Origin of the sequence: Pseudomonas sp. MPB23 (assembly GCF_046605395.1) — a bacterium.
Taxonomy (GTDB): domain Bacteria; phylum Pseudomonadota; class Gammaproteobacteria; order Pseudomonadales; family Pseudomonadaceae; genus Aquipseudomonas.
The window spans coordinates 1064112-1077609 of the sequence record NZ_CP176771.1 but is presented as its reverse complement, the minus strand read 5'-3'; the positions used below and the strand labels follow the sequence as shown (position 1 = coordinate 1077609).

General features: G+C 58.7%; 10 protein-coding genes and 1 pseudogene. 9 read left to right on the top strand and 2 right to left on the bottom strand.

Going from position 1 to position 13498, the window contains the following annotated elements; translation table 11 throughout:
* The first annotated feature begins 1 nt into the window (after window position 1).
* The 9 genes from ACLH0J_RS04835 (at window position 2) to ACLH0J_RS04795 (ending at window position 11671) form a co-directional block, all read left to right on the top strand.
* Window positions 2-742 carry an AraC family transcriptional regulator gene (locus ACLH0J_RS04835; protein ID WP_145336603.1) on the top strand — a complete coding sequence of 247 codons (741 nt, stop codon included), beginning with the start codon at window positions 2-4 and terminating at the stop codon, window positions 740-742.
* A 212-nt stretch (window positions 743-954) separates the two neighbouring features.
* Window positions 955-2451 carry an efflux transporter outer membrane subunit gene (locus ACLH0J_RS04830; protein WP_411391067.1) on the top strand — a complete coding sequence of 499 codons (1497 nt, stop codon included), beginning with the start codon at window positions 955-957 and terminating at the stop codon, window positions 2449-2451.
* On the top strand, window positions 2448-3620 hold the full coding sequence (locus ACLH0J_RS04825) for an HlyD family secretion protein (protein WP_411391066.1): 1173 nt from the start codon (window positions 2448-2450) through the stop codon (window positions 3618-3620). Before ACLH0J_RS04830 ends, ACLH0J_RS04825 begins: the two co-directional genes overlap by 4 nt.
* Window positions 3613-5157 carry an MDR family MFS transporter gene (locus ACLH0J_RS04820; RefSeq protein WP_057711107.1) on the top strand — a complete coding sequence of 515 codons (1545 nt, stop codon included), beginning with the start codon at window positions 3613-3615 and terminating at the stop codon, window positions 5155-5157. Before ACLH0J_RS04825 ends, ACLH0J_RS04820 begins: the two co-directional genes overlap by 8 nt.
* A 462-nt stretch (window positions 5158-5619) precedes the next feature.
* Entirely contained in the window at window positions 5620-6396 is a 777-nt protein-coding gene (locus ACLH0J_RS04815) for a DUF3050 domain-containing protein (RefSeq protein ID WP_154974216.1), read from the top strand.
* Window positions 6393-6740 (top strand): DUF4437 domain-containing protein, encoded by a 348-nt coding sequence (locus tag ACLH0J_RS04810; protein ID WP_057711108.1) that lies wholly within the window; start codon window positions 6393-6395, stop codon window positions 6738-6740. The genes ACLH0J_RS04815 and ACLH0J_RS04810 overlap by 4 nt, the downstream gene beginning before the upstream one ends.
* Before the next feature lie 25 nt (window positions 6741-6765).
* Entirely contained in the window at window positions 6766-7695 is a 930-nt protein-coding gene (locus ACLH0J_RS04805) for a diiron oxygenase (RefSeq protein WP_154974272.1), read from the top strand.
* Between the two features lie 12 nt (window positions 7696-7707).
* Window positions 7708-11184 (top strand): amino acid adenylation domain-containing protein, encoded by a 3477-nt coding sequence (locus tag ACLH0J_RS04800; protein ID WP_411391065.1) that lies wholly within the window; start codon window positions 7708-7710, stop codon window positions 11182-11184.
* 19 nt (window positions 11185-11203) lie between these two features.
* Window positions 11204-11671 carry an SRPBCC family protein gene (locus ACLH0J_RS04795; RefSeq protein WP_154974212.1) on the top strand — a complete coding sequence of 156 codons (468 nt, stop codon included), beginning with the start codon at window positions 11204-11206 and terminating at the stop codon, window positions 11669-11671.
* A gap of 409 nt (window positions 11672-12080) precedes the next feature.
* On the opposite strand, the gene ACLH0J_RS04790 is transcribed toward ACLH0J_RS04795, so the two are convergent.
* Entirely contained in the window at window positions 12081-12248 is a 168-nt protein-coding gene (locus tag ACLH0J_RS04790) for a hypothetical protein (protein ID WP_411392922.1), read from the bottom strand.
* Window positions 12211-13467 (bottom strand): annotated as a pseudogene (locus tag ACLH0J_RS04785) (integrase domain-containing protein). The gene ACLH0J_RS04790 and the pseudogene ACLH0J_RS04785 overlap by 38 nt, the downstream one beginning before the upstream one ends.
* Window positions 13468-13498 lie beyond the last annotated feature (31 nt).

Genomic DNA, 13498 nt, shown 5'->3' with positions numbered 1-13498 from the left:
GATGATGGCGCACACCGCATTGGCGGCGCTCGCCGGTAACTATGGCCATGGCGACATAGTGGCTTCGCATCGGCATGAAGAAGGTCAACTGGTTTATGCCATTAACGGTGTGATGCTGGTATCGGTCGTTGGGACCACTTGGGTGGTGCCTTCCGGGCATGCGCTCTGGGTCCCTTCGGGGGCGGAGCACCAAATCCGCATGACCGGCGAGGTGCGCATGCGCACCCTGTTGATCTCGCCGGGCGCACACCGGGCGTTGACGGAGGAATGCCACGTTCTCAAGGTTTCGCCGTTGCTGCGGGAGTTGATCATCGCCGCGGCCGATGAACATGACACTGAACCCGCCCTGTTGCGCCATGTGCAGATTGTCGATCTGATTTTCTCTGAACTCGACATTGCGCAGAGGGTGCCGGCGCATGTGCCGATCCCTGATGAGCCAAGGCTTAAGTCGCTGTGTGCCGACTTTATCGACAACCCGTCACAGGAGTCGAAACTGGAGAGTTGGGCGGTGCAACTCAATATGAGTTCGCGCACCCTGGCGCGGCTGTTCCAGAAAGAGTTGGGCATGAGTTACGGGGAGTGGCGCAAGCGCACTCGGCTGCTACTCAGCATGCAACGGCTGGCCTGCGGCGTATCGATCCTGGAAGTGGCATTGGAGCACGGCTACCAGAGCCCAAGTGCGTTTACTGCAATGTTCAAGCGCACAATGGGCTACACCCCGAGCAACTGCCGCCTGGTCTGATACGCCCCGGCGAGCGCGCGACCCCCAAGCGTACATGGCCCCGCCTTCAGGCAGGGCTATGTTTTTGCGCGTGCCCGGCCCGTGGGCGCCTGCGATAAGGCGGTCTACAGACATATTGTCCAAATCGAAACGATGGTTGTCTGGAACTCGGGAGATGCGCGGCTCGATGCTCTCTTAACCTGCGCTTCTACTTGGCATTCTGGGTTTTTTCGATGGGTTCGCCTTTTTTCTGTGCGCGGCATGGTCGTCTTTCGCTCCTGGGTGTGGCGGTTGTCTTGCTGGCGGGTTGTTCCTCTTGGGTCGCCCACACACCCGCGCAGCCACACCCGCAGCGCATTAATGCCCTGAGCCGCCTGCCGCAGGGTGTTTCGGCCCAAGCGTTACCCGACCATTGGTGGCAGTTGTATAACGATCCGAAACTTGATGCGCTGGTGCAGCAGGCATTGATGCATAACCGCGACCTGGCCGCAGCCCAGTCCCATGTGCAGGCGATGTTGGCCGGGATCATGCAGGCCGATGCCGAGCGCTGGCCGTCGACCCAGGCGTCACTGGGCGCCGAGTACGGCAAGACAGCCGATGATCAGACCCTGGCCAAAGCCACCGATAGCCATGCGCCGTCACAGTGGGCGTTCAACCCAGGCTTCGAGCTGGCTTATCAAGTGGATGTCTGGGGCCAGGTCCAGCGCAGTATCGAGCGGGCTCAGGTCCAGGCGGCTGCGGCGCAGGACGCCGAAGACTTGTTGCGCATCACGGTGGTGGCGCAAACCACCCGCGCCTATGTCAATGCCTGTGCCCTGGGGGCACGCGCCAAGGTGCAGCGCCATTCGCTGGACGTGGTCGGGCGCAGCCTGGCATTGACCGATCGGCAGCGCCAGGCCGGCGTGGTGACGGATCTCGAATACACCCGCATGCAGGCGTTGCAGGGTGAAACCCTGGCACTGCTGCCGATGTTGGACGCACGCCGGCAAGCTGCCCTGTACGAGCTGGCGATGCTGACCGGCGTGGCCGAGCTGGAACAAGGCACTGGCGCGGCGACCTGTGAGGTCGTGCCGCAACTCAATGCCGAGCTGCCGGTGGGCGATGGCTGGCAATTACTGGCGCGCCGCCCCGATATCCGTCAGGCCGAGCGAGCGCTGCAAGCGGCCACGCTGCAAGTGGATATCGTCCAGGCCGACCTGTATCCGAAGGTGACCTTTGGCGCTTCAGTGTCCTCATCCGCCAACAAACCCCATGAGCTGGGAGACAGTAGCGCGGTGATGTTTGGCGTCGGCCCGCTGATTACCTGGCAATTCCCCAACTGGCGTGCCAATCGCGCGCGGGTCAACCAGGCCAGGGCGTTGGAGCGTGTGGAAGTGGCGCAATTTGAGGCCAGTGTACTCAAGGCCCTCAAGGAGGTACGCCAGGCTCTTGCGCTATACGACGGCGAACGCCGGCGCCACGCCGCGTTGAGCCAGGCCCTGGACAGCAGTCGTCAAGCCTACAAGTTGGCCCAGTTCAATTACGACGCCGGGTCTATCGACTTTCTCGACGTGCTGGACAGCGAGCGTGAGCTGATCCGCCTGCAGGCCACGCTCGCCGATGCCGATGGCCAGCTGTTGCAGCGCCAGATCAGCCTGTTTCGCGCGCTTGGCGGCGGTTGGCAGTCTTCTGCCTCCGCGACCGCTGCCCTCAGCCGCACTTCCGTCAATTTTTCCGGTACCCAGCCATGAATATCGCTGTCGATGAAAAAACCGCTGTCCAGGACGAGCAGGAGAAGGTGGTCGAGCAGCTCATGCATGCGCGCAAGCAGCGCCGCAAACGCAACCTTATCCTGCTGGGAGGCGTTGTGCTGTCGATCGCGGCAGTGGCGTTCGGGGTTTACTGGATGACGGTTGGACGTTACCTGGAACAGACCGATGATGCCTATGTGCGTGCCGACTGGATTCCCATCAGCCCGAGGGTCTCCGGGTATGTGGCCCAGGTGCTGGTGGAGGATGACCAGCCCGTCAAGGCCGGGGATGTGCTGGTGCGCATCGAGGACCGCGATTACCAGGCACGGTTGGCGCAGGCGCGTGCGCAATTGGCGGAAACCCAGGCCTCGGTCGCGGCCCAACAGGCCAACCTGCAAGTGACCGACAGCCTGATCGCTCAGCAAAAGGCCGGGGTAAACCAGGCTGAGGCCCACACCCGCAGCGTGGCGGCCGAGTTGCGCCGCGCGAGCCTTGACCAGCGCCGCTACCAGGGCCTGGTGCGCGAACACGCCGCCAGTGCCCAGCGTCTGGAAACGGCGGCTGCCAGCTACACCCAGGCCAATGCCGCGGTGGAAATCGCCCAGGCGATGCAGCGTCAACAGGAAACCGGGTTGACCGTCGCCATTACCCGGCGCCAGTTGGCCGAAGCCGCGCTCCAACAACAGATTGCCCGGCGCAGCCAGGCCGAGGCGCAGTTGAGCCTTGCGTCTCATGCGCTGGAAGACACCTTGATCCGCTCGCCCATCGACGGGGTCGTGGGGCAGCGCAAAGTGCGTACTCGCCAATACGTCGCGCCGGGCTTGCCGTTGCTGGCGGTGGTGCCCCTGCAGCAGGCCTATGTGGTGGCCAACTACAAGGAAACCCAGCTGCGCGACATGCGCGCCGGTCAACCGGTGGATATCAGCGTCGACAGCTATTCGGGGCGCAAGCTCAAGGGCCATGTGGTGAGCTTTTCGCCAGGTTCCGGGGCTGTGTTCGCGCTGTTGCCGTCGGATAACGCCACCGGCAACTTCACCAAGATCGTGCAGCGCTTCCCGGTGAAGATCGTCATCGATGAGCATGACGAGGGCGGGCCTATTCTGCCTGGCATGTCGGTGATCACCACCGTTGACACCCGGTCCGGCACCCAGGGCGCGACACATGACTGAGGCCGTTGAAAAAACCGTCTCTTTTCGCGCCTGGGTGGCGGTGATCGGCGGGCTGTTCGGCTGTTTCATGGCCGGTATGAATGTGCATGTGACCAGCGCCGCGCTGCCTGAAATCGAGGGTTCCCTGGGGGCGACCTTCGAGGAGGGCTCGTGGATTTCCACGGCTTATCTGGTTGCGGAAATCGTGATGATTCCGCTGACGGCCTGGTTGGTCCAGGTGTTCTCGCTGCGGCGAGTGATGCTGGTGGGATCGTTTGTATTCCTGGTGGCGTCCATTGCCTGCTCCTGGGCGCCCAACCTGGAAGTGATGATCATCATTCGAGTGATCCAGGGGGCCGCCGGCGCGGTGCTGATCCCCTTGTCATTCCAGTTGATCATCACCGAGCTCCCGCCCAGCAAGATCGCGATGGGCATGGCCTTGTTCGCCTTGTCCAACAGCGTTGCCCAGGCCGCCGGGCCATCCATTGGTGGCTGGTTGACCGATGCTTATTCGTGGCGCTGGATTTTTTACCTGCAACTGGCGCCGGGCATTCTCTTGTTGCTGGCGGTGGCATGGTCCATCGATGCCAAGCCCATGCAGTTGAGCCTGCTCAAACGCGGTGACTGGGGCGGCATCCTCGCCATGATCGTCGGCCTGGGAGGCTTGCAGATCGTGCTGGAGGAAGGTGGGCGCAAGGACTGGTTCGGCTCCGATTTCATTGTGTGGATGTCGCTGATCGCCGGGCTCGCTCTGGTGTACTTCGTGCTGTCGCAGTTGTACGGCAGCCGCTCCTTCATCAACCTGCGCCTGCTCAAGAGCTACAACTTCGGAGTGGCCAGTGCGGCGATGTTCATTTTCGGCGGGGCTACCTTCGGCCTGGTGTTCCTGGTGCCCAATTACCTTTCCCAACTGCAGGGGTACAACGCCCGGGAAATCGGCATCAGTCTGATTGCCTACGGTATGGTGCAATTGGTACTGGCACCGTTCATGCCGCGCCTAATGAAGTGGCTCAACCCGAAACTGATGGTCGCCAGCGGCTTTTTCATCATGGCCCTGGGTTGCTACCTCGGCGCGCACCTGGACGTCGATAGCGCCGCCAACGTAATCATTCCTTCCACCGTGGTACGGGGGATCGGACAGCCGCTGATCATGGTGGCGCTTTCTGTTCTGGCGGTTTCCGGGCTGGCCAAAGATGAAGCCGGTTCCGCATCCGCGTTGTTTTCCATGCTGCGCAACCTTGGCGGGGCCGTGGGTACCGCAGGGCTGACGCAAATCGTCGCGATGCGCGAGCGCTTTCACTCAGAGCGGGTGGGAGAGTCGATCACGCTGTTTTCCCCGTCGCTGCAGGAGCGGCTGCGCGACAGCATGGCAGACAGCGAAGATTTCATATTCAACCAATTGCTGCCTGCCCAGCAGCAGCTCATCGAGGGTCTGATCCACACCGTGCGTCGCGAGGCGTATCTGATGGCCTACAGCGATGCGTTCTATGTGTCCTGTATTGCCTTGATCTTGTGCGGTGTGGCGGCGCTCGCATTACGGCAACACGTAAAGAGTTGACCAAATTCTGTCCGCCAGCAATGAGCGGGTCTTTGTCAATGAGCAAGAGGGAACTTGAATGGTAAAAAGGCGCATGGCCTCTTCATAGATTGATTGATTGCTAACTTAGCAATGACATATAGGTGGTTTGCACTCCGGAAAAGGGGTGTCGGCCAACTATTGCCTGACGAAGTTGATGTTATTAACTTCGGTCGGGCTTCTGTTGTTTGCGTATTTATAACTTCGAAATAAATTGTATTAATTTTCAAAAAAGCACTTGCCGAGTGTCATGAACTTCCTCTAAGTTTTGTCTTGCTTTGGCGGTTTAGAGTTCGCGCTAACGAAGCATGAGACTATAACTAACTTGAATAAGACTTAAGTGCTGGCCGGCAATGGCGAGATGGGCCTGCTTATGCCTGGAAAAAGATAGCCAGGTAAGTCTCGCGTGGCCAGACCTGACTAACGCCTGATAAGGAGCGCAACATGGAAGATAAAAAGTCGCTATTGAGCGCAAAGAAATTAGAACTGGGCAACCATCAGATCTTTGCTGAAATCAATTCCTTGCCGGTGCTGCGTGCCTTTATGGAAACCCATGTATTCGCGGTGTGGGATTTCATGTCTCTGGCCAAGCGCCTGCAACAGGACCTGACCTGTACTCGCCTGCCTTGGCTGCCGCCGTTGGACCCGGCGGCAGCGCACCTTATCAATGAGATCATCCTGGGCGAGGAGTCTGACCAGAATCTGCAAGGCGGGCATTACAGCCACTTCGAACTTTACCTGCACGCTATGCGGGAAGTGGGCGCCAGCACTGACAAGATCGAACATTTTGTCAAACTGATGCGCGACGGCGTCGACCTGCAAACGGCTCTCACGCGTTGCGGCGCTGGCCTGGCAGCCTCTGCCTTCGTCACCGACACCATCGAAACCGCTATCAACGCCTCCACCCACAGTGTTGCTGCCGCCTTCCTGCATGGCCGTGAAAGCGTCATCCCCGAGATGTTCCAGCGAATCCTCGATGATTGGGACATCACCGCCGACGACGCCCCCACCTTTCGCTACTACCTGCAACGTCACATCGAAGTCGACTCGGAAGACCACGGCCCAGCGGCGGAAAGCCTGTTGGCGCGACTGGTCAATGGCGATGCCCAGCGTCAGGACGAAGTCTACGTGTCCGCGATTGCTGCAGTGCGAAGCCGTTTGGCCTTGTGGGACAACTTGCGTTTGTCCATGCGCGAAACTGTCAGTGAGTGCGTAGCATGAACTTCGAAGTCATCGAGGCTGAACAGGCCCAGTGGTTTGAGGTGACGTCGGAGCGCGACATTACCCTGACGGTATTCAAGGACACACTGGACCCTGTGACGAAAACCGGTGTTCGTACGCGGTTGGTACGTTTCCATCCTGGGGGCGGCACGCGTGAAATCTACACCCATGATTATCACGAAGAAGTGTATTTGATTGAGGGCGACCAGACCGAGTTGGCAAGTAAGGATCGTCCCGAGAAGACCTATCGCGACGGTAGTTACTTCTTCAGGGCGGCGCACACCGAGCACGGACCGTTTAATTCAAAGGACGGATGCCTGTTGTTTGAAGTGCATTACTACTGATCGTCATGAGCAAAGGGAACGATTCATGAGAGCTGAAGAATACCAGTCATTTTCCGAGTCGTGGGAGGAGCGGGCGACCATTCGTACGCGGCCGAGACGGCGCCTGGAAGATGATGGAAAGTTGATATTTCCGATCAGCCGCCAACCCTTGGTCATGGGCGCGACATTTATACGGGAATGCGCTCACTTGCAGCACTTTGTGCTTGCTCAAAGTTTGTACAAATTCATTAATGATGTAGTGATTTTTGAAACCGAAATTGTCGACAAGACTGCCAGGAGCATTGCGAAAGATAACTTCGCTATACGTTTTCCATTCGCCTGTCGATATGACGCGATGACCGTGGTGGTCGATGAGGACTATCACGCGCTCGTGGCGATGGACTACATGCAACAGACCATCGAGCTGACCGGCATCGAACCGATTGCCTTGCCAACGGAAATCGAACTCAGCCGTTCGATTCCCAAGGCATTGGCCATGGCGCCCGAGCACCTCAAGGCGGCTGTCGAGTTGATCTGTGTCGCCATCGCGGAAAACACCCTGACCAACGATGTCGCGGCCTTTGCCCGCGACGACTCGGTCAAGACGTCAGTCAAGGGGCTGATGGCAGACCACCTGGCTGATGAGGGGCGACATTCGGGCTTCTGGGCCAAGTTGACACGTATCTACTGGAGCACTGCGAGCGAGGAGGACAAACGTGTGCTGGCCTCGATCATGCCGGTGTTCCTGGGTGAGTACCTGACCAACGAGATCCAGCAGGGCTTTGATTTCGCGCTGATCGAGCAACTCCAAGTAAGCCCCGGGGTCAAGGCAGCCTTGCGTCAGGAGGTCGAAGGCATGAGTTTTCCAATCACGCCGTCTCACCCGCTGGTAGGCAACATCGTCCGATTCTTCAAACACAGCGCCCTGCTCGACGCTCCCTGCATGCAGGAAGCGCTCGCCGATTATCTGCGCTAGAGGACAACTTCAATGAGACATCTTGATATCGTTCTGTGCGGGCGCAGCCATGCGCTTGCCTGCCTTACGCAAGAGCTGGAGCAGATGGGCCACACCGCCCACTTGTTGACCAGTGATAACGCCATTGATCTTTGCCGGTTACCGGTGCCGGACTTGCTGATAGATGACGCCAGCACGGCGCAACTGCCCCATTATCCGTCGTGTCAGCGCCTGTCTTTGCGGGCGCACTCCGATAATGCCAGCGATGTCTTTGCGCCCGTGCGGGTGGACTGCCTATGGCGTCCTGGTGACGGCGACTGGATGTTGCTGGGGCGCCGCGAGGTGTGCGCCGATGCCGCTGGCAACGGCGCCGACCTGGCGCACGAAGCGGTTGCGCAGGTGGTGGAGATGGCCAGTATGCACATTGGGCGTTTCTCACGTAGCGCCGACTATCTTGAGGTGCCCCGTGAGCCGGTACGGGCGCTCGACCGGTTGTCGAGCCTGACGCTGATCGACAGCCTGGTGTGGTGCCATCACCACAATGCAACTGTCAACACCGGGATCCTGGAGGACGCCAAGCGCCCCTTTATACAACGCCTGGCCGATAGCCTGCTGATCAATGCCGAGCGCAACGCCCTGAAAGTGCAGGGGCGTGGCATGTCCTACGCGCAATTGCATGCCTATAGCGTGGCGATTCAAGAGCGCTTGCAGCCTTTGCTTGAAATCTCCACCGGCGGGGTGACGGTGGTCGCTATCTCGTTGCCTAAAGGCACGGCGCTCTACGCGGCGATCCTGGCGGTGCTCGGGTGTGGCGCGGTGTACTTGCCCCTGGACCCGAACCATCCTGTCGAGCGCCGCGCGGCGATCCTCAAGCATGCCGGCGCCTGCTTGCTGATTCAGGACACCCAGGCAGACGACCCACTGCCGGGCCTGGCCACCCTGGACATCAGCCACCTGGATTTCTTCCACCACGGCGCCCAGGGTTACAGCCGGGTCGCCCTGGCCCCGGATCAGCGCCTGCTGCGAGTAGCGCTTAGCGGCTCTGCGCCTTGCGTGGCGATTTACACCTCGGGTACCACCGGGCAACCCAAGGGCGTGTTGCTGACGGTCGATAACCTGAGCCACTTCTGTGCGTGGTATGCCCTCTATGTGGAACTGAGCCATCACAGTCGAGCCTTACAGTTTTCCACCATCAACTTCGATGCGTCGTTGCTGGATATCTTCCCCACGCTTATCCAGGGCGGCGAGTTGATCGTGCCCACCGAAGACCAGCGCCGCGACCCGGTGGCGCTTGCCGAGTTGATCCAGCAAGAACAGGTCACCCATGCGTTCTTGCCGCCGGCCTTGCTCAGCATTATTCAGCTCGAATCGCTGTACGGCATCCAGCACCTGGTGACGGGCGGTGATGTGTGCGAGCCCCATGTGATCGAGCAACTGGTGGGCCATTGTGCGCTGCACAATATTTACGGTCCCACCGAGACCACGGTGCTCGCCACCTGCCGCACCTTCCAGCCCGCAGACAACAATCGCAACCTGGGCGTGCCGATTGCCAATACCTCGGTTTACCTGCTGGATGAACACGGTCAACCGGTAGGCGAAGCGGACAGCGGTGAGATTCACATCGCCGGGCCCGGCGTAGGTGCTGGCTACCTCGGTGCGTTGGAAATGACTGCCGAACGTTACCGCCTGCATGAGTTGCCCGACGGTCAACGGGTGCGCCTGTACCGTACCGGCGATCTGGCGCGTTGGACCCGCGAAGGCATCCAGATCATCGGGCGCCTGGATAACCAGGTGAAGATTCGCGGGTTCCGGGTCGAGCCGGAAGAAATCGAGCACCTGCTGCAATCGAGCCAACTGTTCCGTCAACTGGCGGTGGTCATCGATAACCAGCGGCGCATCCTGGCCTTTTTCTCTCAGCCCCAAAATGCCGAAGGCCAAGTGGCCAGCGAAAAGTTGCAGGCTTATGCGTTCAAGCATTTACCCGACTACATGCGCCCCAGCGCCTACTGCCTGCTGGAGCGTTTGCCGGCCACGGCCAATGGCAAGATCGACCGCAAAGCCTTGAGAGACTTACCAGTCAACTACAAGACCCAAGGGCCGCACCTGGCACCCCAGAACATCACCCAGCAGCAGTTGCTGGAGCTGTGGTCCAGGCTGTTGGACCTACCCGCGGAGGACATCTCCGTGGATGACAGTTTCTTTAATCTGGGGGGGCATTCGATCCTTTTGTCGCAGATGCTCATGGGCATTCGCGAAACGTTTAGCAAGGGGGTCTCGATCAACCGTTTTATCGAACAGCCCACCCTGATCAACCTTGCCAACCTGATCGACCAGCACGTCGATGCCACCGCTACGGTCAGCCCTCAAGCGCTGCAGGACGCGATGATTCGTCCTGAACTGGACGTGTTGCCGATCAGTCGGCTGGGCAACATACACAAGGTCATCGTGACCGGCTCCAATGGTTTTCTCGGCGTGCATATTGTCGAGGCACTGCTGGAACTGGGCAGTACCGAAGTGGCTTGCCTGGTTCGCGAGTCGGCGGGGATGAGCGCCCAGCAGCGCTTCGAGCAGGCGCTGATCCAGAACCGTCTCGAGCATCTGGACCTGAGCCGCGTAAAGGTACTGGCGGCGGATATCAGCAAGCCACGCCTGGGGTTATCCGAGCAGGACTATGAATGGCTGGACCGTGAATATGGCGTGTTGATCTATAACGCGGCCAACGTCAACCACGTGCTCGACTACGAGTCGCTGGTCAAGGACAACGTCACGCCTGTGCTCGAATGCCTGCAACTGTGTGAAGGGCGCAGCAAGAAGATTTTCAACTTCATCTCCACCCTGTCAGCTTCAAGCACAGTGGATGAACAGGGGCGGGTGTTGGAAGAGCCACCGGCGTTCACGCCGCCGATCTACATTCGCAATGGTTACAACCTTTCCAAGTGGGTGGCTGAGCGCATTTTGTGGAATGCCAGCGAGTCGGGCGTCTGGGTCAACCTCTACCGGCCGGGAAACATTGCGTTCAATACGCGAACCGGGGTGTGTCAGCCGCACCAGAACCGCTTGATGTTGATGCTCAAAGGCTCATTGCAGCTTAAGGAAGTGCCCGAACTGGCGCTTAATTTCGACCTGATGCCGGTGGATTTCCTCGCCCGGTTCATTGCCTTTCATGCCAGCCGCCATAACCGTTCCAAAGCGGTGTTCAACCTGCACAACCCGCAGCCCCTATCATGGACTCACTATGTGGAGGCGTTTCGCGCTGCCGGTCACGACTTCCAGATGGTCCCGGTGACGCAATGGCAACAGCGCCTGTCGGCCATCGACAGTAATAACGCACTGTTCGGCGTGGTCGGCTTTTACCTTAATGGGTTTGAAGAAGACATTGGTGATATCTCGATGATCGAGTACCGCAATGCGCTCTCAGGCATCCAGAGCATGGGGGAAGACTACCCGGCCAAGAGCAGTGCGCTGCTGCAAAAAGGCTGTGACTACCTCAAGCAAATCGATTTCATCTAAACAAAAAAGGAGCTTTCTCATGCAACATTTTGAACCCGATACCCTGGTCCGCAACCCAGTGGGCAACCCTGTCGTCGCCAGCGTGATCGTGAACGGCGATGCTCGCAGCGTGTGGAAAGTCGTCGGAGATTTCTCCGGTTTCGCCAAGTTTATCCCTGCGCTTTCCCACATTGAAATGACCGGCGAGGGCGTACGTTCGGTACGCAAGAAGCTGTTCAAGGACGGTAATGTGGTGATTGAGCAACTCAATACGCATGACGACCAAGCGATGGCCATGACCTGGTCACTGATCTACACGTCGTTGAATATCGGCAACCTGTGGGCAGTAATGCAGGTTGCTCCTCAAGGCGAGCGCCAGAGCCTGGCGACCTGGACTATCATTGGCCAGCCCTACACTGGCGGCAAGGAAGACGTGCCAGCGTTCGAGGCTTTCCTGCAAAGCTTTGCCGATAGTGCGATGAAAAATGTACAGGAACTATTTATCTGACTCTAGAAGGCCAGGGCTGAAGTAACCCAAAGTCCATGTACGAGTCGGACTGCAGTAGCGGCAGCCGGCCCTCCCGTCTCTTTCCAGGAAAAAGAGACGGGAGGGCCGGCTGCCGCTACTGCACTGTGGGTAAGTGGACTTCGCTACGTTGAGCGTGCCTGTGCCTTATCGGAAGCGAGCACGCATGGGCTGGGTCCACCATTTGGCGTGGACTTAAAGACCCCTTGCTACTTTGGCAATGCTGTCGATGACAGCGCTTTTCGGCTCAGGTGTAGCGCGTGCTCGGCGGGTGGGATGGCGTTTATAGGCAGTGGACGTGTATGGAAGAAGGTGGCCATCAGATGGATGATAGGTCGTTCGTCGGTTTTTAAAGTGAGCCCTGAGGGCAGGACGGCAAGCCTTCCCGCCCTCAGGGGCTGGGCCTGAAAAGGTTATGGGCGATGCGGCTGGTGGCGACTGTCGCCACGTTGTCGCCATACGCCGCACCGCTAAATACATAGGTTGTCGCCGCTGTCGCCATTGTCGCCAGCAGGAGGTGATTAACGAAACGGAATGATTTTGCCGTTTTTGTTTTCATGAATTGCCGTCACCGACAAATTACCGGTTGCGGCCTTTTGAATGTACTGCTCCACCAAACCATCATCGGACGCCTACGCTCGATGTAGTTCGCTCTGTTGTAGGCACTTCGGACTTCGTCTTTGTCGACGTGGGCGAGGGCGACCTCGATCAACTCAGGGTCCCATCCATGTTCGTTGAGGATGGTGCTGGCCATTGATCGCGTACCGTGGCTGACCAACCGGTCTTGGAAACCCATACGCTTTAACGCCATGTTCGCGGTTTGGCTATTGGCGTGGGTACGAGGATTTCTATCTGCCGGAAACACATGTTCTCGGTGGCCGCTGTAGGGCTGGAGTGTCTCTAGTAGCGCGAGTGCCGGATCGCTCAGGGGGATGGGGTGCGCACGGCGTTTTTTCATGCGCTCCTTTGGGATAGTCCAGATACGCTTCTCGAAATCTATTTCTGCCCAGGTCGTTCCGGCAGCCTCTGCAGGACGGGTCATGGTGTGCAGTTGCCATTCGATCAGGCAGCGGGTGATGCGTTTGATGCTGGCGTTGGCAATCGCCACCATGAGATCGGGTAGTTCTTCGGGGGGAAGTGCTGACATGTTTTCTTTTTGCGGTTTCTTGAACACCGCTCGAATGCCGCTGAGAGGGTTGGCAAAGATCATTCCGGAGTTGACCCCGTAAGTCATGATCTCGTTAAGACGCTGGCTCACTCGCTTAACTGTCTCGAGGCTGCCTTTAGCTTCAATCGGACGAAGCAGCTTGATGACCATCGGCGCGTTCACTTCCGATAACGGCGTTGATTTCATGCTTGGAAAAACATGCAGTGTGAGCGAGCGCCAGATGTCTTCGGCATACGCCGGGGTGACGGAGTCCTTCTTCAATTCGAACCATGCGGTGGCTACGTTCTCGAACGTATGTTCCGTTTCCGCTCGTTTGGCTTCCTGCAGCTCATTGCGCTGAGCTTTTGGGTCGATGCCCTGTGCAAGCAGCTCTCTGGCCTCAACGGTTTTCTTCCTCGCTTGCGCAAGAGAAACCTCGGGACTAAGAGCCCAGTGCCATGTTGATTCGATTCTTGGTGACGGGATGCCGGTAGTTGAAATTCCACTGCATCGAGCGATTGACCCTGACTCGCAGCTGGAGCCCGTCGCCATCGGTGAGGACGTAATCCTTGTCTTTCGGTTTGACCGCCTTGAGCTGGCGGTCGGAGAGGCAGGTGGTTTGAGCGCACATGAGAAGTACTCCATGACACCTTTTGGTATTC